Consider the following 25,146-nt stretch of genomic DNA (forward strand, 5'->3'; position numbering starts at 1 on the left):
GTGTTTTTGAAAAGCTGTATATATGTGAGCAGAGTGATTTATTTGCTATAAATAAAATTTTTTTGGTTAAAAATGCGAAATCTAAGCTGTAGCAAAAAATTTTAATTAAGGTAAATTTCACATATAGATTTTAACAGTGTATTACAAACGATCAATTGCTGATCGATAAAGAAATATCCTGTTTAACCGTGATTTTTCAGGATAAAGGGCAAGAATTTTTTGCTGAAGTAACATTTTTTGGCTAATAATATTCTGAAATAAATTGATCAAACAATGATCAGTTGGCTCTCTTGTAATTTAGTTACGGTATTAAAAGCAAATTAATAATTATCAGGGCAATCGAAAGGGGTTAAATTTGTTAGCTGAGTGTTAATTCCAGAGTGTTTACAGACGCGGCGTATTGCTTTTCAATACGTAGACGTTAAAAGGCATATGATTTACTATTTATTCAGAAGCAACGTTACAGAAGATATTAAATTTATTACTAACCACAACGTATTCAGTGTTATTTTCGGCCAGAAGTCATTTCCTCAGTTGCAGGATATCTGTGTATGGCCTTTTGAAAATATACGGATTATCACCATGGGATGGACCCTGCTTTATTCTATAAGGTCGCGTCACCCATTCTGCTAAAACCCTTTTGGTGGCGTTTTTAAATCCTTATAGCGGTTATTGTACCTGGTACAACAAGTCTATATCTGTTTAATTTACAGAGGGGAAAGTGTTCCAAATGAAAATCAAAAATGTGGCGCTGGCGATTGCCGCGGCGGGGCTGCTGTTATCTTCTCAATCAGTACTGGCAAGCAGTGATTCTGGCGTTAATGCTTCCCTGGATACAGGCGCTGGCTCGCAGAGCACAGGCGGCGTGATCAACTTTACCGGGAAAATCACCCTTATTTCCTGTGATATTACCCCTGCGTCAAAAAGCAAAACGGTAGACCTCGGCGCGTGGGCGAAAAGCTACTTTGACGATCACAGCGAAACGACGCCGCGTGAGTTCAAAATCAACGTAGAGAACTGCCCGGAGACGGTTGAATCGGTTGCGGTACTGTTTGACGGAACCAAAGATACGGTGAATGACACACTGCTACAGGTTACCCCAGGCGAGGGGATGGCGACGGGTGTCGGCGTGAAGCTTTATAACAGCGATCGCAGCACCGCGATTAAACCGGGTACGGTATCTGAAACAACCGCACCGGATGCTGAAGGCAACGCTGAATTAACGTTTTATGCCTCTCTCGACAAAGACGGGTCGGAAATTAACGCGGGCGACGTCAATGCCGTTTCCAACTTCCTGATGGTTTATAACTGATTTCACTCTCAGCCACCTCCAGAGATAATAATGATGAAACGTTTATCGTATATTATGCTCACTGCATTAATGGTTAGTTCTGCGTCAGTTTCCGCGGGCGTTGTAATGGGGGGAACACGGATCGTATACCCACAACACAGCAAGGAGGTGGCATTTTCTGTTTCTAATATGGAAAGTGCGGTTCCCTATCTTATTCAGTCGTGGGTTGAAGGTGATGGGCAGGATAAAAATAACGCTGCGCCATTTATTGTCACACCACCTCTGTTCAGACTTGATCCGGAGCAGACCAACACGCTGCGTATTCAATATACCGGCGCTCCGCTGCCCACAGATCGTGAATCTGTATTCTGGCTCGATATTAAAGCGATTGCGCCAAAGCCAAAAGAGAGCAGCAACGAATTACAAGTTAACGTTAAATCGAAATTTAAAATTTTCTACCGCCCGGACAACCTTAAAGGGGACGCTGCCACTGCCTGGCAGAAAATAACGTTTTCGCGGACGGGAAAAGGGCTTAAGGCCGCCAACCCGACGCCATACTACGTCTCTTTTTATCGACTGTCCGTTGGCGGGCATAAAATTGAGCAGCCGGGCATGATCGGTCCAGGGGAAATCCGCGAATGGCCTGTGTCCGCCTCCGGGGGCGTAAGCTGGTCGGCTATTAATGATTTTGGTGCCATCACCGCCACCCACACCCAGCCTCTTTAAGACCATGTCTTTTCGCCTGTTTCGTTACGCGCCGCTTTCGGTGTTGCTGCTTAGCTTCAGCCGCGCGGGGATGGCCGAGGATTACTTTGATCCCGCCGCGCTGGAGCTTTCCTCTACCGAACAGAAAACGGCGGATCTGCACTATTTCTCTGAAAAGGGCGGGCAGATGCCAGGCACCTGGCTCGTGACGCTGGAGATTAACGGACGCGAGGAGCGGCATCAGGAGATCACCTTCGTCAATGAGAAAGGCAGCCTGCAACCCGTTTTTAGCGTATCGCTGCTGGAAGCGCTTGGGGTGAATGTCAGGGCCATTCCTGCATTCTCACGGTTGCGGGAGGGAGAAACGTTCACGCACCTCGCGGATTTCATTCCGGCAGCGCGAACCTCCTATGATTTCAACCAGCAGCGTCTTTTTCTCAGCCTGCCGCAGGCGGCGATGAAATACCGCAGCCGTGGCTACGTGCCGCAGTCGCTGTGGGACGATGGTATCCCGGCGGCATTTACTGATTACAGTCTGTCGGGCGGCCAGGCACATCATCAGCGTGGCGTCACGACATCCAGCTATCTGAGCCTGCGTAACGGTATCAATCTGGGGGCGTGGCGGTTGCGCAACACCTCCGCCTGGAGCCACAGCGACGCGGGCGGCGACCATTTTCAGTCGCAAAGTAGCTGGCTGACCCGGGATATTCGCCGTCTTAACAGCCAGCTACGGATCGGCGATGCCCGGACCGCAGGCGACGTCTTTGATAGCGTGGCGTTTCGCGGGGTACAGCTCACATCAAGCGAAAGCATGTTGCCCGACAGCCAGCGCGGCTTCGCACCAACCATCCGCGGCGTCGCACACAGCTTCGCTAAAGTCTCCGTTTCGCAAAATGGCTATGTGATCTATGAAACCTGGGTGGCCGCCGGGCCATTTATCATTAACGATCTGTTCCCCGGCGCACAAAGTGGCGATCTACAGGTTACGGTCACGGAAAGTGACGGCTCAACGCGCGTCTTTACCCAACCCTATTCTGCGGTGCCGTTTATGCGACGCCTGGGCAGCCTGAAATACAGCCTCAATGCCGGACGATTTCACTCCGGCTCCGGCGATGCGCGTTCACCTGAGTTTGTTGAAGGCGCTTTCTTCTACGGCCTGCTCTCCAGAATGACGGTGTATGGCGGCTTTCGTACGGCGAGCAACTATCAGGCCGGTGCAATTGGCGTAGGCAGAGGGTTTGGCGCATTTGGCTCGCTGGGCATTGACGATACGCTGGCAAAAAGCCGTTTACCCAATGGCAAAAGCGCGATGGGGCAGGCGTGGCGCATTCAGTATCAGAAAGATTTCAGCGCTACCGGCACCGCCTTCAACCTGGCGAGTTATCGCTATGCCTCGCGCAATTACTATGAATTCAGTGAACTGAATCAGTCTGACAGCCAACAGCTGCAACTCAATAATCGCCGTAGCCGCTCGCAGGTCACCTTCTCACAGACGCTGGGTCAGTTCGGCAGCCTCAGCGTTTCGGCATGGATGCAGGATTACTGGCAGACGTCCGGGCAGGATAAAACCATCCACATTGGCTGGTACACCAGCTGGCGGGGCATTACCTGGGGCGCGGGGTATGACTACACCGACTCAGCGCTTGAGCAGCATCCCGATCGTACCGTGTCGTTTAACGTCAATGTTCCGCTTGGTCACTGGTTACCGGACAGCTCGGTCAGTTACTTCATCAACCACAACAATCGTGGGATGACCACTCAGCAGGTGTCACTCAACGGCAGTGCGCTGGCGAATCGCAACCTTAATTACAGCGTTCAGCAGAGTAAGGCCAGCGAGGGACAAGCCGACAGTACCAGCCTGGCGCTGCAATACAACGGTGGCTATGGCAACGTCAGTCTCGGTTATGACCACAGCCGAAGCGGTAGCAACGCGAGTCTCGGACTCGCCGGAGGCGTTATCGCCACGCAGTATGGCGTCACGCTTAGCCAGCCGCTGGGCGATACCGTCGCCCTGCTACGCGTGCCCGGTGCGGCGAACGTTGAGCCGGAGGGCTACAACGGGATCCATACCGACAGCCGCGGCTATGCGGTCATGCCAACGCTCTCGGCGTATCGCAAAAATACCGTCAGCCTTGATACGGCAACGCTGGGTGAGAACGTCGACGTTGAGCAGAGCGGTCTGACGCTCATTCCCACCAGCGGCGCGGTGGTGCTGGCCAATTACAAAACCCACATTGGTTATCGCGTTCTGTTTTCCCTGCGCTACCACGGCGAACCGTTGCCGTTTGGCGCGCAGGCTGAAGTGGTGGAGCAGAACCGCCATTCTGCAAACCGAAGCATGGTCGCTGACGGCGGTCAGGCCTACCTGAGCGGGGTACCAGAGCGCGGCACCCTGCGCGTCAGCTGGTATCAGGACGGGGAGCAGCAGCAATGCCAGACACCTTTCAGACTGGGGAAAGCTCATATGGCCCCCGGTATCGCCACGCTATCCGTTGAGTGCCATTAGAGGAATATCATGCGTCGTTTTATTCACTGGTTTTTCTACCTGAGCCTTCTTTCGCTTTTTGGCATGCTGAGTTTTCATGCCCATGCTCAGACCTCATCTTGCCGCACCACGCGCGATCAGTGGGTCGTTCAGGTGCCCTACGCCATAGGGTATGCGCCCGGCACGGCGGACTGGACGCCGATATCTGCGCCGATACAGTCTACCGGGGCGGATTTCTACAGCTGTGATGGCGGGAATGATGCCTGGCGTAGTATCGGCTTTGTCGACGTGGATAACCCCGTCGGCACCGTGGTTGGTGAAGACGGCGCGTCACGTCACGTCTATAAAACTCAGATCGACGGCATCGGCTACGCGCTGGGGTTCCGGGAACAGCAGTACTGCGGCGCCGATGCGGTACGCTATATTGACGGCACAAGTCAGGTGAATGGCAATGAGTCCAGGCGCATTTGCGACGCATCGCAAAACCCCGCCTTTGCCAGCGCCTCAATGTATAAAATGCAGTTCTGGGTGGTGTTTTACAAAATTCCAACGACCAGCGCCATGCCTGACGATAACGCCAATTCCCAGGAGCAAAATGTCGGATCGCTGATATTGCAGGCGGGAGAAAATCAAGCCAGCGCCACCAACGTGGCGACACCGGTACAGATCCATCTCGCCAGCTTCACCGTCAGGCGTACCAGCTGTTCAGTGGGCTCTCGCAGCATTCTTGTTCCCATGGGGAGCGTGAGCCAGCGTGAATTTCATGGCATAGGCTCACGGGCCGGAGGCAGGCGCTTCAGCATTCCGGTGACCTGCGAAAATAACACGGCGGTGAAGATGGGTTTCTTTGGCGATACCACGCCGGGCAACGATCGGGCGCTGGCATTGACGAAGCAGGAGGATAGCGCCAGCGGTGTCGGGATCGAACTGCTTTACGGTGACAATACCGGTTCGGTTCAGGGGCAGGTGGTACCATGGAACACCCCACAGGTGTCAGCATTTGGGCAAGTGGGGGATAACCAGACGCAAACCTTCTGGTTTGATGCGCATTACCTTCAGACGGAAGAGAATGTGACGGCGGGAAAAGCGGATGCGATGGCGACGTTTAACCTGATTTACAACTGAGTTTCCCCTGCCGCAGCGGCAGGGGAGGACGATCAGAACGCGGTCTTACAAAAACCCGTCATCTCTTTCAGGCCCATTTCGCGACCAAGCTCAGTCATCGGGTGCACCACCACCAGGCCACGGACGCTTTTCTTCAGCTTGCCCATGTCGGCCTGCTCTTTTTTGGTGATCGCGCGGCGATGCGGCATGTTCATCAGCTTCTGCGCTTCTTTACTCAGCTTCTGGCCTTTCACTTCGCGCAGGCGTTCAATTTCCGCCTCCAGCTTCACGGACTCTTTTTCCAGCTCGGCATATTTCTCGGCGGAATCGACCAGGGAGAGGCCAGCCATCTGATGGCGGATCAGATCCAGACGGTCGCTCAGGCGTTTAATTTCGTTCTTTTCGACTTCTTTCATGACAAATAACTCTGAAAACGGGGAATTTACAGGGAAGGATACACCAATGTGTGCGGGCTTACTTCTGAAACGCTTTTTTTAAGCTGATTTTAGAAATCAGCTCAGTCAGGGAAAGCACCATGGTGGAGCGCACAACCTGTTGATAACGCAGCTTTTGCATCGCGTACAGCTCAGGGTCGCTGTTATCAAACTGAGGTGCGGGAGGAAGCGCGGATACGCAGTGCAGTTCGCCGAAGGGCCCCAGTATCTCATCATCGGTAAAGGTGTACTCATTACCGTCATGATTGAGCTCTTCGCGCAGCGCCATTAACAGCTCGGCGTCTTCATACTCCTGGCGGTTCAGCACGCCAAGACCGTAAATCAGCTTCAGCCGTACCGATAAATCGCCCAGCGGTCCGTCTCCGTCCAGTAACGGTTCTACAGCATACTTTACCGCGTAGTCGTCTTTGCGAAACACCTGAAGCACCAGAATGTTCACCGCCTCGGTTAACAGCTCGACGGCGGCAATCAGGAAACTTCGTACGGTTTTGCCAGCATTCAGACGCTCAAGCACACGATTTTCAAAGGCCTGGGTTTGTTCCATTATTGCCTGCATATCTGACAATCTGTTATTCGGGCGCAGGCTAACCTGCGCCGGACTCTGCATCATTTGGTTGCGTTGTATGCGCTGACCGCCTCCGCAACTACGTCACTGTTGGCATCCAGACCGGAGATCTGCGCCAGCGCAGCCTGCGCGCCTTTGTCATCAATCAGCTGAGCCAGCTCAATCGCCTGCGGGTCCTGCTCGCTGCGGTAGTGCATGGCGGCAGCGATGCCCTTCACCAGGTTAGCGTGCGGCAGGCCGTATTCCAGCGTGCCCAGCAGCGGTTTAATCAGGCGGTCGCCCGCGCTTAGTTTACGCAGCGGCTGACGACCCACGCGCTCAACGTCATCTTTCAGATACGGGTTTTCAAAACGACCGAGGATTTTCTGGATGTATGCCGCGTGTTTATCAGCATCAAAACCGTAGCGTTTGATCAGCACCGCGCCGCTCTCTTCCATTGCCCCTTTGACCACCGCACGGATGTTCTCATCGAGGATCGCGTCACGAATCGTCTGATGACCGGCCAATTTTCCGAGGTACGCGGTTATAGCATGCCCGGTGTTCAGCGTGAAGAGTTTACGTTCGACAAATGCCATCAGGTTATCGGTTAATTCCATTCCCGGAATGGTCGGCAGCGCGCCCTTAAACTGGGTTTTATCAACGATCCACTCGCTGAAGGTTTCCACGGTCACTTCCAGCGGGTCGTTGGTGGCGGATGCTGACGGCGGAACGATGCGGTCAACGGCGGAATCCACAAAACCCACGTGCGCTTCAACCCAGGCTTTATCTTCGTCAGCCACGGCTGCCATAACGTGGCCTTTCAGCTGCGTGGTGCCGCGCACCATGTTTTCACAGGCGATGATGTTCAGCGGCGTTTCAACGCCCTGTGCTTTACGTTTCGCCAGGCCTTTCGCAACCGCCGGGGCGATACGCTCAAGCACCACCGGACCGACGGCTGTGGTGACCAGATCAACGCTCGCGATGAGGTCAATCACGTCGTCGCCAATGCTGCTTACCGCGTTGACGCCAGAGACCGTTTCAACCTGTTCGTTTTCACCCACCACGTGAACCTGATAGCTATGACGGGCATTCAGGGCATCCAGAACCACCTGATTCACATCGGCGAATGTCAGGGTAATGCCCGCGTCTGCCAGCAGTTTACCGATAAAGCCACGACCGATATTACCTGCGCCAAAATGTAATGCTTTCATAGTGTTAACCTTCATCAATGTTTTTACCCGAGAGGGCTGGGGTGAGGAACGTTTTCCCCTCACCCTAGCCCTCTCCCCGGGGGGAGAGGGAAGAGGCGCTGTTACTTGTTCAGCAGGGCCAGAACTTCTTCAACGCTGGTAGTGTTGGCCAGACGCTCAATAACCGTTTCGTCATCCAGCGCATTGGTCAGGCTGGTAATCACCTGGATATGCTCGTTGTTGCGAGCGGCGATACCAATCACCAGCCGGGCGATGTCGTCCTCTTCTTCACCGAAGCGCACGCCATCAGGATACTGACAGAACACCACGCCGGTTTTCAGCACGCGGTCTTTGGCTTCCACCGTACCGTGTGGCACCGCGATGGATTCACCCAGGTAGGTTGGGGTCAGCTTTTCGCGTTCCAGCATCGCCTCAACGTACTCAGGCTGAACGTAGCCGCCTTTCACCAGCTGCTCACCGGCGAAGCGAATGGCCTCTTCTTTATTGGTCGCCGTGCGGCCAAGGAAGATGTTTTCAGCGCCCAGTTTGAACAGATGCGCGTTGCTCTCGTCGAAGCTGTCTTGCAGGCTGGTACGCACTTTCACTTCGTTATCTTCATGGCGCTGCGCCGCCACCAGGCGTTCGGTCAGGCTGGCGTACAGGCCGCTGTCGAGGAAGTTGGTCAGGGAAATGTGCTGCGCCTGCGGTACCTGACGCATAGCGCGTTCGGTCAGATCGCGGTGCGTGATCACCAGGTCAACGTCCGGCGGCAGGCTGTTAATCGCGCTGTTGGTGACGGAGATGTTGGTCAGACCCGCATCCTGCACTTTCTTCCGCAGTACGCCCGCACCCATTGCGCTGGAGCCCATACCGGCATCACAGGCCACGATAATTTTGCGCACGTGGCTCAGGTCGTTAGAGACATCACCCGCCGTCAGCGGTGTTGCGCCTTTGGATTCGGCTTTCATGTCATGCATACGACGGGTTGCCGCTTCAATATCGTCGTCTTCTTTCACTTTGCTGGTTTTCAGCAGGATAGCGGAGGCCACGAAGGAGACCGCCATGGCCGCACAGATCGCCGCGATGTTCGCGAAGTAGGCGCCTTTCGGGGTCATCGCCAGCACCGCCAGGATAGAGCCTGGAGAAGCAGGAGACACCAGACCACCGCCCAGTACGCTCAGGGTGAACACGCCGGTCATACCGCCAAGGATAACGGCCAGGATCAGACGTGGGTTCATCAGCACATACGGGAAGTAAATTTCGTGAATACCGCCCAGGAAGTGAATGATCGCCGCGCCGCCAGCAGACTGTTTCGCGCTGCCGCGACCAAAGAACATGTACGCCAGCAGAACGCCCATACCTGGACCCGGGTTCGCTTCAATCAGGAAGAAGATGGACTTGCCGAGATCGTGTGACTGCTGAATACCCAGCGGTGAGAAGATACCGTGGTTGATGGCGTTGTTCAGGAACAGGATTTTCGCTGGTTCAACAAAGATAGACGCCAGTGGCAGCATGTCGTGTGCCACCATGAAGTTAACGCCCGCCGCCAGCAGCTTGGACAGCACTTCAACCGCCGGGCCAATGCCGAGGAACGCCAGAATCGCGAGGATCATCCCGATGATGCCCGCAGAGAAGTTGTTCACCAGCATTTCGAAGCCGGATTTGATCTTGCCATCAACCCAGACGTCAAATTTCTTGATCGCCCAGCCGCCCAGAGGACCGGCAATCATCGCACCGAGGAACATCGGCATATCCGCACCGACAATCACCCCCATGGTTGTGATGGCACCCACGACGCCACCGCGGTCACCGCCCACCAGACGACCACCGGTATAACCGATGAGCAGTGGCAGGAGATAGGTAATCATTGGGCCAACAAGTTTTGCCAGCGTTTCGTTAGGCAACCACCCTGTCGGAATAAATAATGCGGTGATAATACCCCACGCGATAAACGCGCCGATATTTGGCATCACCATGTTGCTGAGGAAACGACCAAAGCTTTGCACTTTGATCTTGAAATCGGATGACATAAAACACCCCTTCTTATGTTTACGCTTAGGCTTGTGGCCCGAGGTTTATCGTTAATGTGCGGCGGCAGAGGTAGCCGGGCCCTGTTCTGATGCTGTGAAATCTGGCACTGAATCGTTCAACTGTCCAGACAGTGAAATTTTGTGTGATCTGAATCACATGAATGTAGGGGGTGAGGATATTAATGAAGTGATCATGATCACAAAATGAGTGTGTAAAAAAAATACATCGCTCAAAGTTACGCCAAAATGGGCGTTGTTTTGTGACTTATATCACAATGTTAAGTGGGCTGTTTGTTTCCAAATTGTGATTTGATTCACAAAATATTTTTATGCAGATTTCTCCCGTATCCCCTCATGGCAGGAATGCGATACGCATACCTGCCTTTTTCCACGGCTTGATCCATACTGACCTCTTTATGGGCATTAAGGATAAGCAATGAAACTCATCGGCAGTTATACCAGTCCTTTCGTGCGTAAGATTTCGATTCTCCTGCTGGAGAAAGGGATTGAATTTGAATTCGTGAATGAACAGCCCTACAACGCAGAGAACGGCGTTGCGCAGTACAACCCGCTGGGGAAAGTCCCGGCGCTGGTAACGGACGAGGGCGACTACTGGTTTGATTCCCCGATCATTGCGGAGTACATCGAGCTGCTTGGCGTTGCGCCAGCCATGCTGCCGGCGGATCCAAAAGCAGCGCTGGTGATGAAGCAAATTGAAGCCCTGGCGGATGGCATTATGGATGCGGCATTGACGTCCGTACGCGAGCAGGCAAGGCCCGCCGCCCAGCAGTCAGAAAATGAGCTGCTACGCCAGCGCGAAAAAATCAGCCGCAGCCTGGATATGTGCGAACAGCTGATCCGCGACGGGAAAATTCAGAGCGATAGCCTGAATCTGGCGACGATCGCCATCGCCTGCGCCATTGGCTACCTCAATTTCCGCCGCGTCTCGCCGGGCTGGTGCGTGGATCGTCCGCTGCTGGTCAAACTGGCGGAAACGCTCTTCCAGCGCGAAAGTTTTGCCCGGACTGAACCGCCAAAGGCTTGATGCGGGTTATAACACTTCCTGGCGGGAGGCGGTACAATCCCCCCACATGTTAACTCCCTCTCCCGTCGGGAGGGGGGAAGATATTTACTCGCCAGGCGCATTCATGACTACTCATCATTCCCTCTACAGCCAGATCCCCGCTACCGATCGACTGCTTCGTGACCCGCGCATCACTGCGGTGCTGGAGCAGTTTGGCCATACTGCAACGGTCGACATGCTACGCCAGCTTCAGGACGATGCGCGTCGCCATATTCAGGCTAAGAACGCGCTACCCGGCTGGTGCGAGGCGTGGGAGCAGGAAGTTGAACGCAGGCTGAGCAAGCACGGGCAAAGCGCGTTGCGCCCGGTTATTAACCTGACGGGCACGGTTCTGCACACCAATCTGGGCCGGGCACAGCAGGCAGAAGAGGCAACAGAGGCCGTCACCCGTGCCATGCGCTCGCCGGTGACGCTGGAGTACGATCTGGACGGCGCCGGGCGTGGGCATCGCGATCGCGCACTGGCGGATCTTCTCTGCCAGATCACCGGCGCGGAAGATGCCTGCATTGTGAATAACAACGCGGCGGCGGTGCTGTTAATGCTGGCGGCCACCGCGAGCGGAAAAGAGGTTGTCGTCTCTCGCGGCGAGCTGGTGGAGATCGGCGGGGCGTTTCGTATTCCGGATGTCATGCGCCAGGCGGGCTGCACGCTGCATGAAGTGGGCACAACCAACCGTACCCATGCAAAAGATTATCGCGCGGCGGTGAATGAAAACACCGCCCTGCTGATGAAAGTGCATACCAGCAATTACCACATTGAGGGTTTCACCAAAACGGTGGAAGAGGCCGAACTGGCCGCCATCGGGCGCGAGCTAAACGTGCCGGTGATTGCCGATCTCGGCAGCGGGTCGCTGGTGGATATGCGCCAGTACGGTCTGCCGAAAGAGCCCATGGTGCAGGAAATGGTTGCCGCGGGCGTAAGCCTGGTCAGTTTCTCCGGTGATAAATTGCTGGGCGGGCCGCAGGCGGGGATTATCGTCGGCAGGCGCGAGCTGATTGTGCAGCTACAGCAGCACCCGCTGAAGCGCGCCCTGCGTGCCGATAAAATGACGCTGGCCGCGCTGGAAGCCACGCTGCGGCTCTATCTCCACCCGGAGAAACTGGCTGACCGCCTGCCCACGTTGCGTTTGCTGAGCCGTGATGCGGCCTCCATTCGCGCGCAGGCGGAAGCGCTACTGCCGCAGGTTGCTCCTCATTACCCTGAGTTTGACGTTCGTATCGAGCCTTGCCTGTCGCAAATTGGCAGCGGCTCGCTGCCGGTGGACAGGTTACCGAGCGAAGCGCTGACGTTCACCCCGCGCGACGGACGCGGAAGCCAGCTTGAGGCGCTGTCGGCGCGCTGGCGCGCATTACCGACGCCGGTGATTGGCCGGATCGGTGACGGTCGCATGTGGCTGGATTTACGCTGTCTGGAAGATGAAGTGCGGTTTCTGGAGATGATGTTGAAATGATTATTGCCACCGCCGGTCACGTTGACCACGGCAAAACCACGTTATTGCAGGCCATTACGGGCGTGAATGCCGATCGCCTGCCGGAAGAGAAAAAGCGCGGCATGACCATTGACCTGGGTTACGCCTACTGGCCGCAGCCCGACGGTCGCGTGCTGGGCTTTATCGACGTGCCCGGCCACGAGAAGTTTCTTTCCAATATGCTCGCGGGCGTGGGCGGGATCGATCACGCCCTGCTGGTGGTCGCGTGCGATGACGGGGTGATGGCGCAAACGCGCGAGCATCTGGCGATCCTCCAGCTGACGGGAAACCCGCAGTTGACCGTCGCCCTCACCAAAGCGGACCGTGTGGATGAGGCGCGTATCGACGAGGTGCGTGAAGAGGTGCTGGCGGCGCTGAGTGAATACGGTTTTAAGGATGCCGCACTGTTTGTCACCGTGGCGACAGAAGGCCGCGGTATCGACGCTCTTCGCGACCATTTGCAGCAGATCCCGTCTCGTGAACATGCCAGCCATCACCGCTTCCGTCTGGCGATCGACAGGGCATTTACCGTGAAAGGGGCTGGGCTGGTGGTGACCGGTACCGCCCTGAGCGGCGAAGTGAACGTTGGCGATACCCTGTGGCTGACGGGCGTGAACAAACCGATGCGCGTGCGCGGGCTTCACGCGCAAAACCAGCCGGTGGAACAGGCCCATGCCGGGCAGCGTATCGCGCTGAATATTGCCGGTGATGCCGAAAAAGACCAGCTTAACCGCGGCGACTGGTTGCTGGCCGACGCACCGCCGGAGCCTTCTGAACGGCTCATCGTTTCTCTCCAGACCCATACCCCGCTGACCCAGTGGCAGCCGCTGCATATCCACCACGCGGCCAGCCACATCACCGGACGCGTGTCGCTGCTGGAAAACGATCTCGCCGAACTGGTGTTCGACTCCCCGCTCTGGCTGGCGGATAACGACCGCCTGGTTCTGCGCGATATTTCGGCGCGGGAAACGCTGGCGGGCGCGCGCGTGGTCATGCTGGATCCGCCCCGTCGCGGCAAGCGTAAGCCCGAGTATTTACAGTGGCTGGCCGCACTGGCCCAGGCCCGCGATGATAAGTCTGCGTTAGATATCCACCTTGAGCGTGGTGCGGTGGATCTGGCGGCGTTCGCCTGGGCGCGCCAGCTCAGCGGCGAAGGATTGCGTCTTCTGACGCAGGAGCCAGGTTTTATTCAGGCCGGGAACAGCCTGCTGAACGCGCCAGTGGCGGCGCGCTGGCAGCGCAAAGTGCTGAGCACGCTGGCGACCTACCATGAACAGCATCAGGATGAGCCCGGCCCGGGCCGTGAACGTCTGCGGCGCATGGCGTTGCCCATGGAAGACGACGCGCTGGTGCTGTTGCTGATTGAAAACATGCGTGAAAGCGGCGTGATTGCAAGTCATCACGGCTGGCTGCACCTGCCGGAACACAAGGCCGGTTTTACCGCTGAGCAGGACGCGGTCTGGCAAAAAGTGGCGGCGCTGTTTGGCGATGAACCGTGGTGGGTGCGCGATCTGGCGCGTGAAACCAATACCGATGAGCAGCTGATGCGTCAGGTACTGCGCCATGCGGCGCAGCAGGGGATGATTGTGGCGATCGTGAAAGATCGTTATTACCGCAACGATCGGATCGTGGCGTTTGCGAACCTGATCCGGGAGCTGGATCAGGCGCGCGGATCAACCTGCGCCGCAGACTTCCGCGATCGGCTGAACGTGGGACGCAAACTGGCGATTCAGATCCTGGAGTATTTCAACCGCATCGGGTTTACGCGTCGTCGTGGCAATGACCATGTGCTACGCGACGCGCAGTTATTTCCCTAAGCGTTAAGCGCTGCGCGCCTGCTTCTGCTTAGCCAGCCAGACCGCGCCCAGCCTTCCCGCCTGGTTACCCAGCTCGCAGGGAAGGATGGGCACCCGGAGCGCTTCCCACTCCTCGAATCGCTGTAGGTATTTATCCAGCAGGAGATAGATTTTCTCCTGCTCGCTAATGCCGCCGCCAATCAGCACCGCCTGCGGATCAAACATGGAGATCACGCTGTAGATGCCCCGCGAGAGGAAATGCGCCCACTCTTCTATGGCCTCACGCAGATGCACGTCGCTGTCCATGCGTCTAAACAGCTCCTCACCATCAGGCATCTCATCTTCCGACACGGCCAGCGCGCGGCGGCAGGCTTTCATCAGGCCGCTGGCGGACGCCACTTCGTGCATCGGCTCGCCGTTGTTGCCAACGGGCAGCACGCCAAACTCACCCGCCCGGTAGTGCGACCCACGGTAGAGATCGCCCTCCATGACGATACCGCCGCCGATGCCGGTGCCGATGGTGATGCAGACAAAATGCTCATAGTCCTTACCGGCGCCCTGCCAGCGTTCGCCCAGCGCCGCGCAGTTGGCGTCATTTTCGGTTGTTACGGGAAGATCGGTCAGCTGTGAGAAAAGCTCACACAGGTTTTCACCGTCAAGGTAATCCAGCGCCCCGGCCTTGGCCGCTTCGCCGGTATGGTGATTGATGTGGCCCGGAAAACTCACGCCGATGCCGACGATCTCATGCTCCTGGCGGTACTTATCCACCACCGTTTTCCACTTCTGTTTGAAGGTGCTTTCATCGTCAGGCGTATCATATTCATCGGATGTCAGTTCTTCGCCGTTTTCGTTGATCACGCCGTGTTTGATGTGGGTTCCGCCCACGTCAAAGCCGATAAATAGCTGCATTGCATCGTTCCTCATGAGCCCCTGAGCTATTAAGTATGGCTCCGGCGGCAGAAACGAAACGTAAAGTACGGTAATCCGTGATACGGCTCGTAAACCCGTTACCGACTGGCGAGAAAATCACCAGCCGGAACTACCCTTGTTGTACACCTACTGCAAGGAGACGGTCATGACAAACAATCCTCCCTCATCGCGTATCCAGCCAGGCGAGTATGGTTTTCCTCTTAAGCTGAAGCCCCGCTATGACAACTTTATCGGCGGCGACTGGGTGGCGCCCGTCGACGGTGAATACTATTCCAACCTGACGCCCGTTACCGGCCAGCCGCTGTGTGAAATTGCCAGTTCGGGCAAGCGGGATATCGATTTAGCGCTGGATGCGGCACATAAGGCGAAAGATAAGTGGGGGCAAACGTCCGTTCAGGACAGAGCGGCCATTTTGTTCAAAATCGCCGATCGGATGGAGCAGAATCTGGAGCTGCTGGCAACGGCGGAAACGTGGGACAACGGCAAGCCGATCCGGGAAACCATGGCGGCGGACGTGCCGCTGGCGATCGACCATTTCCGCTATTTTGCGTCCTGCATTCGTGCCCAGGAGGGGGGAATAAGTGAAGTTGACAAAGATACCGTGGCGTATCACTTCCACGAGCCGCTCGGCGTGGTGGGGCAAATTATTCCGTGGAACTTCCCGCTGCTGATGGCGAGCTGGAAAATGGCGCCCGCGCTGGCGGCGGGTAACTGCGTTGTGCTGAAACCTGCACGCTTAACGCCGCTTTCGGTACTGCTGCTGATGGAGGTGATTGGCGACCTGTTGCCGCCGGGGGTCATTAACGTGGTCAACGGGGCCGGGGGAGAGATCGGCGAATATCTGGCTACTTCAAAGCGTATTGCTAAAGTGGCGTTTACCGGCTCAACGGAAGTGGGTCAGCAGATCATGCAGTACGCGACCCAGAACATCATTCCGGTCACCCTGGAGCTGGGCGGGAAATCGCCGAACATCTTCTTTGCCGACGTGATGGATGAAGAGGACGCCTTCTTCGACAAAGCGCTGGAAGGGTTTGCGCTGTTCGCGTTCAACCAGGGTGAAGTCTGCACCTGTCCGAGCCGCGCGCTGGTGCAGGAATCCATTTATGAGCGCTTTATGGAGCGGGCGATCCGGCGCGTGGAGTCGATTCGCAGCGGTAATCCGCTGGATAACGTCACCCAGATGGGAGCGCAGGTATCGCATGGCCAGCTGGAAACCATCCTCAACTATATTGATATCGGTAAAAAAGAGGGGGCCGATGTGTTGACCGGCGGTCGTCGTAAGGTGCTGGGCGGCGATTTGCAGGAGGGTTACTACCTTGAGCCGACCATCCTGTTCGGTAAGAACAACATGCGCGTTTTCCAGGAGGAAATTTTTGGACCGGTGCTTGCCGTCACCACGTTTAAAACCATGGACGAGGCGCTGGAGCTCGCTAACGACACGCAGTATGGCCTGGGGGCGGGCGTCTGGAGTCGTAACGGTAATCTGGCCTATAAAATGGGCCGCGGCATTCAGGCCGGACGCGTATGGACAAACTGCTATCACGCCTATCCGGCTCATGCGGCGTTTGGCGGCTACAAACAGTCGGGCATCGGGCGTGAAACCCATAAGATGATGCTGGAGCACTACCAGCAAACGAAATGTCTGTTGGTCAGCTACTCCGATAAACCGCTGGGGCTGTTTTAATCTCCGGGCTCAGGTCGTTCCGGGTAGGGTGACCTGAGCCGGGTTAAAGCCGGGTGGCGGCTTCGCCTTACCCGGCCTACTTTTTACTCCCTCTCCCGTGGTAGAGGGCTGGGGTGAGGGCAACAGGCCGCAGTTATTCAGCTTTCATCCACCCATATCCGCATTTCCCCTTCTCCCCGGTTTGCCCAGCTAAACTACGGAATAAAGGTCAGCGTCCTTCGCCTGACACCCGATCCCTTCCGCCTGTATCAGCATCTTGTGCGCGAAAATGCCTTTGCCTTCAAAAACCCGAAACGCGCTGTCATGAGGCAAAGAAAGGTTATGCAGATTTGCGCCGTTATCGGCTTCTTCCAGGCAGTAAACCAGCGGTCCACGCTGCAATGCGACTTTCCTCGCCTGCTGGCGCACCTGTGTGTTTGCCGTACACGCGGCGGACCGGCATCGGTAACGTCAGCGTGTGAGTCACCGGATGTTCATTTAACCCTGACGGAGGCAATTCACCGCCAGCGCGTCAGGGCCGCTGAAAAACTGCTGCTGAACGATGCGGCCTCATTAACTGAAGTGGCCGCCCGGTGCGGTTTTAATGACGTGGGTTATTTCCGGCAAATATTCTCAAAACATACCGGGTTAACGCCCGCCGTCTGGAAACGGCGGTACTGTAAAGAGCATATTAATTCCGGATGATCACTGGCCGTAATAGGCATTTGCGCCATGCTTGCGCAGGTAATGCTTATCCAGCAATTCCTGCTGCATAACCGGAAGCTGAGGTGCAAGCTGGCGCGAGAAAAGTCCCATATAGGCGCACTCTTCCAGCACCACGGCATTGTGTACCGCATCGGCAGCGTCTTTGCCCCAGGCAAACGGGCCGTGAGAATGAACCAGCACCGCCGGGACCTGCATCGGGCTTATGTCGCGCTCCTCGAAGGTTTTGATAATGACTTCCCCCGTCTGGTATTCATATTCACCCGCGATTTCAGCCGGGGTCATCAGCCGCGTGCAGGGGATCGCACCGTAAAAATAGTCCGCGTGCGTCGTTCCCCACGCGGGTAAATCCTGCCCCGCCTGCGACCAGATGGTGGCGTGGCGGGAATGGGTATGCACAATGCCGCCAATTTCCGGGTAACGACGATACAGCGCGAGATGGGTCGGGGTGTCGGAGGAGGGTTTTTTACTCCCCTCGACCACTTTACCCGTGGCGATATTTACCACCACCATATCTTCTGCGGTCATCACGTCGTACTCCACGCCGGATGGTTTGATCACCATCATGCCGCTGGCACGGTCAACCGCGCTGACGTTGCCCCAGGTGAACGTCACCAGCTGGTGGGCGGGCAGGGCGAGATTTGCCGCCAGCACCTCGGCTTTAAGTTGTTCTAACATGTCATGCCTCCTTCCTGCATTCGGGCTTCAATCCAGCGGCGCGCCTGGATGATCTCCAGTACCGGCTCTTTGGCTTTCTCGGTCCACATTTCAATCAGAAATGCGCCGCGATAGTTAAGTTGATTCAGCGTGTTAAACACGCCCACGAAATCGACGCAGCCCTCGCCAAACGGCACGTCGCGGAACTGTCCGGGGCTTTTTTCGGTAACGGGCCGGGTATCTTTCAGGTGGATAGCGGCGATGCGGTCAATGCCCAGCGTCAGCTCGGCGGTGACGTCGTTGCCCCACGCGCTCAGGTTGCCGACGTCCGGGTAAACGCTGAACCACGGCGAGGCGAGCATGTCGTCCCACTTTTTCCACTTGCTGATGGAGTTCATAAACGCGGTGTCCATGATCTCTACCGCCAGCATTACCTGCGCGGCAGCGGCCTGCTCTACGGCCCACGCCAGCCCTTCGGCAAAGCGCTGTTGCGTGCCCTCGTCATGCTCCTCGTAGTACACGTCATAACCCGCAAGCTGGATGGTGCGAATACCCAAATCACGGGCCAGCCGGATGGCTTTGGTCATGATCTCGCGGGCGCGTTGACGCACGATTTCATCCCGGCTGCCAAACGGGAAGCGACGGTGGGCAGACAAGCACATCGACGGGATGGCCACGCCGGTCTCCAGCATCGCTTCCACCAGAGAGGCGCGCTGCGTGGTACTCCATTCAAGGCGCGATAAACGCTCGTCGGTCTCATCCACCGACATCTCCACAAAATCGAAGCCGCAGCTTTTTGCCAGAACCAGGCGCTCCGGCCAGGAGAGATCTTTTGGCAGCGCTTTTTCGTAAATGCCTAACGGATGCTGACGCATGGTTACTCTCCCCAGATGTCGCGAATTTGCGAATGGAATGCCTGTGCTACCTGCGGCGGATTATCGGCGCCTGCCAGCGCGCGCCCGGCAATGAAGGCTTTGACGTTGATCTGCTTAAACAGCGACAGGTCAGCGGGGGTGATACCGCCAGTTATAGAAAGCTGCAAACCGATATCGGACAGCGCCTTCATTTTGCTGAGATCCGCCTCGCCCCACTGCTGGCCGCTGGCCTGTGCGTCGCGCCCGCGGTGGTAAATCGCCTGCTTCACCCCGATGCGGTGCCACGCGCGCGCGTCGTCCAGCGTCCAGTTGCCAAACAGCTCCATCTGGATCTCGCCGCCGCCGCGCAGTGCGACCTCGTGGCCACGTTCAACGGTGGCCAGCGGGGCGGCACAGATGATGGTCATCCAGTTTGCGCCTGCGCCAAACGCCTGCTCAGCCAGCGTTTCTCCGGCATCGGCGACTTTCCAGTCCGCCACGATAATTTTATCCGGACACTGCGCGCGCAGGGCGCGAACGGCGTTTAGCCCTTCGGTCAGGCACAGGATGGTGCCGGCTTCGACGATGTCGACGTGATCGGAAAGCGTCGCGACATCGCGCTGTGCGGCCTGAAGCGAAGTGTGGTCGAGCGCCAGCTGCAATAATGGTCGGCTCATAGGTCGTACTCCTTAACACGGGCGTGATAGCCCTGTAATGCTGAAATCAGTAGCTGGTAACGGTGATATTTGCGCTGGTAGGCGGCATGGGCACGCATGTCAGGTTCAATCATCCGGATGTCATGCCTGAGGGCGCGCTGAGCGGCGTAAAAATCGGGATAAAGGCCTGTACCGACGAGCGCGGCCAGCGCCGCACCGGAACAGCCGGTCTCTTCCACCTGCGGGAGTTCAATCGCCAGGCCGCTGACGTCTGCGAGCATCTGCATCCACACGTCCGAATGGGTTGGGCCGCCCGTCACACGCAAGGCCTGCACGTGGGGAAAGCGTTCGAGCATACGGTTGAGGTGGGTCATGTGGCTGAATACCACCCCTTCATAAACCGCCTGGAGGAGGTGCGCGCGGGTATGCAGCGCCTGCAAGCCATAGAAGCCGCTGGTCATCTCCAGCCCGGCGTTGCTGCCGTAGAGGAAAGGCAGGAAGAACACATCGCTTTCAGCTTTTGGCAGGCTGGCCACGGCGTGGTTAATCTCATCGAATGACATATCGCCCCATTGGGCCGTCAGCCATTCCAGGTTGCCGGACGACGTGGGGCTGGCTTCATGAACGATGAACAGTTGCGGATGGACGTAGCGGCCATAGACGTAGGGGAACGGCTCGTTGTCGCGGATGCCGTGGGCAATCCCACTGGTCACGGCCCAGGTCCCCATTACGGCATTCAGCGTATGTTCGTCATGCAGCCCGGCGCAGATCGCGGTGGAAACCACATCAAACAGTCCACCAACGACGGGAGTACCCGCCGTGAGACCGGTCAGTGCGGCTGCCTGAGCGGTGATTTCCCCGCAAATTTCTGCTGAACCGATAATGGGCGGCAGGGCACCGTCAATGTCGCTGATGCCGAGCCAGCGCGTGAGCTGCGGATCGTACTGCCCGGTATGCATGTTGTAGAGATTGGATTCCGAGATATTGCTCTCTTCGCAGCCTTTGACTCCGGTCAGACACCAGCGCAGGTAATCGTGCGCCATCATCACGCTGCCGATTTGCTGATACCGCTGCGGCTCGTTCTCTTTAACCCAGCGCAGGAGTGAGGCCGGATGCCCCGTCCACAGCGTCTGGCGAGTATGCGGATAGAGCTTTTCGGGTATACCGTCCTGCTGCCAGCGTTGTACGATCTCCAGCGCACGGCGATCGGAGGAGAGAATGGCGTTACCCAGGGGGCGATCCTGTTTATCGAGCAGAAACAGCCCCTTGCCCTGGGCTGAAATGCCAACGCCTTTGATCTGACCGCCGTCAGCGCCTGAATTTTTGAGCAGCAGGGCGACGGTTTTGTGGCAGTGCTGCCAGAGCTGGTGCATATCCCGCTCGGCGTAGCCGGCGCGGGGGCTGAGCGTGGCCACTGAGCGGCGTTCAATACAGACTTCTTTGCCCTGGCTGTTGTATAAACCGGCTTTCAGATAAGTACCGCCACAATCGATACCCAGCCAGAAGTGCTCTTTTTCACTCATCTTCTTCTCGCTTAATTGCCGGGTGGCGCTTCGCTTACCCGGCCTACGGTTTGGTTTAGTGGGTCAGGTGAGGGCCTCAGGCCGCACGCTTATGCGAGTTCACCGTGGGATTAGGCTCTGCTCCGGCATCGCATTTCGCCGGTAACAGCAGGGCCAGCAGCGATGCCAGCGCCAGCGAAACTGCCAGGCAGTAAACGCCTGCGTCTTTGCTGTACAGGGTGATCAGTACGCCTACCGCATAAGGACCGCAGAACCCGCCGAGGTTGCCCAGGGCATTAATCACGCCGCGAGCGCCACCCGCCATCTCAGCGCTGAACAGACGCGCCGGGATGGTCCAGAACACCCCCGCTGCGGATTGCAGGAAGAAGCCACAGCCCACCAGCGCGGCATAGGCCAGCCAGGTGTGCTCTTTCAGCGCCACGGAGAGGAACATGCAGAGCGCAAAGCCAATCAATGGCAGGGAGACAAACAGCTTGCGCTTGCCGGTGCGGTCAGAGAGCGTAGAGAACAGGAACATGCCGGCAATGGCGCCGATGTAAGGCAGAATGGCGAGCATTCCCACCTGGCCGATGCTGGTGTGCGTCAGCTCCTTCAGAATGGTGGGCAGCCAGAGGGTGTAACCGTAAATGCCAGTCTGGTAGAAGAAGTTGAGGGCGATCAGCTGCCACATGGTTTTGTCAGACAGCACCGCGCTGAGCGAGGCGTTTTTCACCTCTTTACCCGCAATGGCCTGCTGCTCTGCCGCCAGCGTTTGTACCAGGTAGTTTTTCTCGGCCTCAGAGATCCAGCGTGCTTCCTGCGGTCGGTCGTAGACGGTGAACGCCCACAGCACCAGCACAACAACGGACATCAGACCTTCAATAATGAACAGCCAGCGCCAGTCGAGAGCGGTAATAATCCAGCCCGACAGCGGGGCGGTGATGATCCCGGCGATGGGCACGAACATGATCACAATCGCGTTGGCGCGGCCGCGCTCGGCATCCGGGAACCAGTTACTGATCATCGTGAGCACAACGGGCAGCATCCCACCTTCCGCCACGCCGAGTAAGAAGCGCAGTACCAGCAGCTGATACTGGTTGGTCACAAGCCCGGTCAGAACCGAGATCACCGCCCAGGCAACCAGCGACCAGCCGATAAACTTCTTACCGCTGCCGTGCACGGCAATTTTGCCGCCGGGAACTTGCAGGAACAAATAGCCGATAAAAAAGATCCCCCCCGCCAGGCCCGCCATCGTGGCGGAAATGCCCAGCTCTTCATCCATACCGCCGGGCATCGCAAAAGCTATATTTACGCGGTCCATATAGGAAATAATGCAGGCGATAAGAATAGGGGGAATGATCCTTAGCCAGCGCTGGCGCGGAATGTCCGCGTGTAGAGCATTAGAAGAAATATTCATAGTTAATATCTCATTGAAGGTAACCGGAAAATGTATTCTTTATTTTTATTGTGACGCTTTATTCATAGCGCTAATGCCGTCGCGCAAAATAGCGATGCGATGGCTGACGTCAGCATTAGCATTTATTTCCAGTAATTTAATACCGGAGAATTTCAATGTTGCGGCGCTCGCCGCAGTAAACAGCGTTTTTACATGTTCAGTGGACATGAGACTGTCGGCGCAGAACGAAGAAAACGGCGCGTGCAGATCCTGCCATTCTCCATACTCACCGTGAGGGGTCGTGCCCGAAAACATCAGCGCCCCCAGCTTCCCGGCAGCGAGTGCCGCCTGAACATGTTCCAGCGGAAGGGCGGTGTTGCGACCTTCGATGGCCGAACGTGCCCAGTTGATACAGACGCTGATATCGGTCTCTTTCACTACCTCCAGCACCTGCTCTAAGGGCAAGAACCCTTTACGCGGCGCCGGGCCATTCATCGCATCACAGTGTTCCAGCACCAGATCGCAGCCCCAGTCCCAGCTCGCGATTTCCCGTACCGAGCGGGAGAATGCTTCTGTCGCTTGCTCGACAGAATCATTACCCGCCTGCGGTGCGGCCTGCATTTCCAGAGCGATCACTTTCCCGGGAAAGCGGGTGTTAACGGCATCAATCTTTTGATGCAGATGGCGGTAATATTCAATGCACGCTTTACGCTGTTCTTCGTCCGCGGACGCCAGGCCAAACGCGCCGTTGCTGCCGCGGCGGCGCATGGTTTCCATAACGGCTGTGACAACGATCTGCCAGTCGCCCGGCGTATGACGAAACAGCCATTCATCACCAAACGGATGGAGATTTTCAAGGCAAGGTTGTTCCAGCCCGCGAATATTTGGCGTGTCGGAAAGTTCCCGCCAGAAGGCGTATTCTTCCTGCTCCCCTTTCTGGTGAAATGAGGGTGCACAGGGGTACGCACCAATAATAAAACCGGTGTTGGTCATTTCGCATTCCTGTATTTATCAGAAAATTAATCTAATTCGCTGATGGCCACTTTCACCACAATTTTACGAATTGCGGATCCCTTGTTTTTAATACAGGCAGGACGGTGAACATCCTGCGGGAAAAATATGGCGTAACTGCCAGGTATCATTTCGATAAATGACTCATGTTCGCTGTCGTGATAAAAAATAATATCCCGTTGCTCCAGCAATGATTCGCTGATTTTGTTATTCCCGGTATCAATAGCAATACCGATTTTCTCTTCGCCCCAGGCCAGAAACTGGATATCCAGATAGCGGCGATGGACTTCAGGGCGGTTCTCGTGCTGTTCCTTTGTGGTGAGGTCGAGAACCTGGGCAAAAATGTTGCGGCCTTCAATTTCGATCACGCCCGGCGCCAGGGTGGTGAAATCCGTGGTACGCAGAAAATTAAGCGCCTTTTCTATCGCCAGCGGCAGGCGACATGGATTTGGCTGTGCAATATGTCCGAATATCATGACCCACTCCTTACAGAGACTGGATTTTCGCCCACACGCTGTCGTCAACCGTGATGCCGTTGCGGCGATTCTCCTCCAGCAGGCGTGTGAACTCATGGCCTGGCAGACGGACGGCGACATTTTCATCAGCGCGTTCTGCGGTGGTGATGAAGTCCATGATGCGCTGTAGTTTGGCATCGCGGGTTGGACCGTCGATCAGGCGATCCACTTCGATGGCGATAAAGATCTGCGATACGCCGTATTCGTCGCTGTTGTCCTGGGTCACTTCCGCGACGGACGCGCCGTCAGAGAGCAGGGTGGCGATCATGTCGAGCACAATCGACAAGCCGGAACCTTTCCAGTAGCCCATGGGCAGAATGCGACGGTTTTTCTCAATCACGCCCGGCTCTCTGGTCAGATTGCCTTCATCGTCAAAGCCGCCGTCGACCGGTAATTCGCGTCCGGCCAGGCGATTCACCTCCAGCATGCCGTAGGAGAACATCGACATCGACATATCGACCATGGTGATTGGATTCGACGGGATAGCGACGATCAGCGGGTTTGTGCCGATGCAGCATTCTTTTGATCCCCACGCGGGCATCACGGCAATAGAGTTGGTCCAGCAGATGCCGATATAGCCTTTCTCCGCCGCCTGCCAGCCGTAGCTGCCGCCGCGCATCCAGTGGTTAGCGTTACGAAGCGCCACCAGGCCGATCCCGTGATCGGACGCCAGCTCGGTAGCACGGTCCATCATCTTCTTCGCCGTCAGGTTGCCGATGGAACGCTGGGCATCCCACTGTTCGATGGCGCCTAATGTCGTTACGCGTTTCGGCTGGGCGTCAGGGATGATGTCGCCTGCGTCAAGCTGCTGAATAAATCGCGGGAAGCGGTTGACGCCGTGTGAATAAACGCCGGACTCCGTGGTGCGGGCGAACATCTCGGCGCAGGCGTCTGCAGTATCCGCTTTTACACCGCGATCGAGCAGAACCCGATTGAACGCCGCTTTCAACTCTTCGAAGGTCACTTTCATCCCTGTTCTCCTGTTTTTTTAGGGGCAAGTGCGAGTGCTTTTTTATCACTAAATTTCACTATACGAAATCTGATTTCAAATATAACGATCAAATTTTGTCAGATCAACGACATTCAC

21 protein-coding genes and 2 pseudogenes are annotated in these 25,146 nt (G+C 56.4%); 9 read left to right on the forward strand and 14 right to left on the reverse strand.

Annotated features, from left to right (window positions below; all coding sequences use genetic code 11):
- Positions 1-730 precede the first annotated feature (730 nt).
- Genes IM290_RS16510 through IM290_RS16525 form a run of 4 tightly spaced genes read left to right on the forward strand, consistent with a single transcriptional unit; the run spans position 731 to position 5,606 of the window.
- Entirely contained in the window at positions 731-1,312 is a 582-nt protein-coding gene (locus IM290_RS16510) for a fimbrial protein (RefSeq protein ID WP_015572771.1), read from the forward strand.
- Positions 1,313-1,342: 30 nt separating this feature from the next.
- Positions 1,343-2,017, forward strand: a complete 675-nt coding sequence (locus tag IM290_RS16515; protein WP_023295610.1) for a molecular chaperone — start codon at positions 1,343-1,345, stop codon at positions 2,015-2,017.
- A gap of 4 nt (positions 2,018-2,021) precedes the next feature.
- Positions 2,022-4,502, forward strand: a complete 2,481-nt coding sequence (locus IM290_RS16520; RefSeq protein ID WP_193042087.1) for a fimbria/pilus outer membrane usher protein — start codon at positions 2,022-2,024, stop codon at positions 4,500-4,502.
- 9 nt (positions 4,503-4,511) lie between these two features.
- Positions 4,512-5,606: a fimbrial protein gene (locus tag IM290_RS16525; RefSeq protein ID WP_193042086.1), complete on the forward strand. Its 1,095-nt coding sequence runs from the start codon at positions 4,512-4,514 to the stop codon at positions 5,604-5,606.
- A gap of 32 nt (positions 5,607-5,638) precedes the next feature.
- Here IM290_RS16525 and IM290_RS16530 read toward each other — a convergent pair whose 3' ends face one another.
- The 4 genes from IM290_RS16530 to IM290_RS16545 all read right to left on the reverse strand — a co-directional run bounded on the left by IM290_RS16530 (position 5,639) and on the right by IM290_RS16545 (position 9,804).
- Entirely contained in the window at positions 5,639-6,001 is a 363-nt protein-coding gene (locus IM290_RS16530) for a YibL family ribosome-associated protein (protein WP_015572767.1), read from the reverse strand.
- Positions 6,002-6,059: 58 nt separating this feature from the next.
- Positions 6,060-6,650 (reverse strand): mannitol operon repressor MtlR, encoded by a 591-nt coding sequence (mtlR, locus tag IM290_RS16535; RefSeq protein ID WP_015572766.1) that lies wholly within the window; start codon positions 6,648-6,650, stop codon positions 6,060-6,062.
- Positions 6,647-7,795: a mannitol-1-phosphate 5-dehydrogenase gene (gene mtlD / locus IM290_RS16540; RefSeq protein WP_045907570.1), complete on the reverse strand. Its 1,149-nt coding sequence runs from the start codon at positions 7,793-7,795 to the stop codon at positions 6,647-6,649. Before mtlD ends, mtlR begins: the two co-directional genes overlap by 4 nt.
- Positions 7,796-7,896: 101 nt before the next feature.
- Entirely contained in the window at positions 7,897-9,804 is a 1,908-nt protein-coding gene (locus IM290_RS16545) for a PTS mannitol transporter subunit IICBA (RefSeq protein ID WP_047736582.1), read from the reverse strand.
- 436 nt (positions 9,805-10,240) lie between these two features.
- Between IM290_RS16545 and IM290_RS16550 the strand changes: the two genes are divergently transcribed.
- The 3 genes from IM290_RS16550 (at position 10,241) to selB (ending at position 14,173) form a co-directional block, all read left to right on the forward strand.
- Positions 10,241-10,849, forward strand: coding sequence for a glutathione S-transferase (locus IM290_RS16550; protein WP_045339422.1), 609 nt, complete (start codon positions 10,241-10,243; stop codon positions 10,847-10,849).
- Positions 10,850-10,952: 103 nt separating this feature from the next.
- A complete protein-coding gene (gene selA / locus IM290_RS16555; protein ID WP_193042085.1) occupies positions 10,953-12,338 on the forward strand; it encodes an L-seryl-tRNA(Sec) selenium transferase in 1,386 nt (461 codons plus the stop codon).
- A complete protein-coding gene (selB, locus tag IM290_RS16560; protein WP_193042084.1) occupies positions 12,335-14,173 on the forward strand; it encodes a selenocysteine-specific translation elongation factor in 1,839 nt (612 codons plus the stop codon). Before selA ends, selB begins: the two co-directional genes overlap by 4 nt.
- Positions 14,174-14,176: 3 nt before the next feature.
- Here the strand turns inward: selB and IM290_RS16565 are convergent, their stop codons facing one another.
- The gene (locus IM290_RS16565; protein WP_193042083.1) at positions 14,177-15,061 is read right to left on the reverse strand and encodes an ROK family protein; all 885 of its coding nucleotides are present in this window, start codon (positions 15,059-15,061) and stop codon (positions 14,177-14,179) included.
- 166 nt (positions 15,062-15,227) lie between these two features.
- On the opposite strand from IM290_RS16565, the gene aldB reads away from it, so the two are divergent.
- The gene (aldB, locus tag IM290_RS16570; protein ID WP_006808612.1) at positions 15,228-16,766 is read left to right on the forward strand and encodes an aldehyde dehydrogenase AldB; all 1,539 of its coding nucleotides are present in this window, start codon (positions 15,228-15,230) and stop codon (positions 16,764-16,766) included.
- Positions 16,767-16,903: 137 nt separating this feature from the next.
- Here the strand turns inward: aldB and IM290_RS16575 are convergent.
- A pseudogene (locus tag IM290_RS16575) lies at positions 16,904-17,220 on the reverse strand (glycoside hydrolase family 127 protein); the annotation flags it as partial.
- A 20-nt stretch (positions 17,221-17,240) separates the two neighbouring features.
- On the opposite strand from IM290_RS16575, the pseudogene IM290_RS16580 reads away from it, so the two are divergent.
- A pseudogene (locus IM290_RS16580) lies at positions 17,241-17,450 on the forward strand (helix-turn-helix domain-containing protein); the annotation flags it as partial.
- Here IM290_RS16580 and araD read toward each other — a convergent pair.
- The 8 genes from araD to yiaK form a co-directional block, all read right to left on the reverse strand.
- Positions 17,451-18,146 carry an L-ribulose-5-phosphate 4-epimerase gene (araD, locus tag IM290_RS16585; protein WP_023304611.1) on the reverse strand — a complete coding sequence of 232 codons (696 nt, stop codon included), beginning with the start codon at positions 18,144-18,146 and terminating at the stop codon, positions 17,451-17,453.
- A complete protein-coding gene (locus tag IM290_RS16590; RefSeq protein WP_193042082.1) occupies positions 18,140-19,000 on the reverse strand; it encodes an L-ribulose-5-phosphate 3-epimerase in 861 nt (286 codons plus the stop codon). Before IM290_RS16590 ends, araD begins: the two co-directional genes overlap by 7 nt.
- A gap of 2 nt (positions 19,001-19,002) precedes the next feature.
- Positions 19,003-19,656, reverse strand: a complete 654-nt coding sequence (gene ulaD, locus IM290_RS16595) for a 3-keto-L-gulonate-6-phosphate decarboxylase UlaD (RefSeq protein WP_017693795.1) — start codon at positions 19,654-19,656, stop codon at positions 19,003-19,005.
- Positions 19,653-21,158, reverse strand: a complete 1,506-nt coding sequence (locus IM290_RS16600) for an FGGY-family carbohydrate kinase (RefSeq protein ID WP_193042081.1) — start codon at positions 21,156-21,158, stop codon at positions 19,653-19,655. The genes ulaD and IM290_RS16600 overlap by 4 nt, the downstream gene beginning before the upstream one ends.
- Before the next feature lie 76 nt (positions 21,159-21,234).
- The gene (locus IM290_RS16605; RefSeq protein ID WP_032651927.1) at positions 21,235-22,554 is read right to left on the reverse strand and encodes an MFS transporter; all 1,320 of its coding nucleotides are present in this window, start codon (positions 22,552-22,554) and stop codon (positions 21,235-21,237) included.
- A gap of 45 nt (positions 22,555-22,599) precedes the next feature.
- Entirely contained in the window at positions 22,600-23,526 is a 927-nt protein-coding gene (locus tag IM290_RS16610) for a DUF4862 family protein (protein ID WP_015572754.1), read from the reverse strand.
- 26 nt (positions 23,527-23,552) lie between these two features.
- Positions 23,553-24,020, reverse strand: a complete 468-nt coding sequence (locus tag IM290_RS16615; protein WP_015572753.1) for a YhcH/YjgK/YiaL family protein — start codon at positions 24,018-24,020, stop codon at positions 23,553-23,555.
- A 10-nt stretch (positions 24,021-24,030) separates the two neighbouring features.
- Positions 24,031-25,029, reverse strand: coding sequence for a 3-dehydro-L-gulonate 2-dehydrogenase (gene yiaK, locus IM290_RS16620; protein WP_015572752.1), 999 nt, complete (start codon positions 25,027-25,029; stop codon positions 24,031-24,033).
- Between the last annotated feature and the right edge of the window lie 117 nt (positions 25,030-25,146).

It is taken from the genome of Enterobacter cloacae complex sp. S1 (assembly GCF_014930525.1).
GTDB lineage: Bacteria > Pseudomonadota > Gammaproteobacteria > Enterobacterales > Enterobacteriaceae > Enterobacter > Enterobacter hormaechei_C.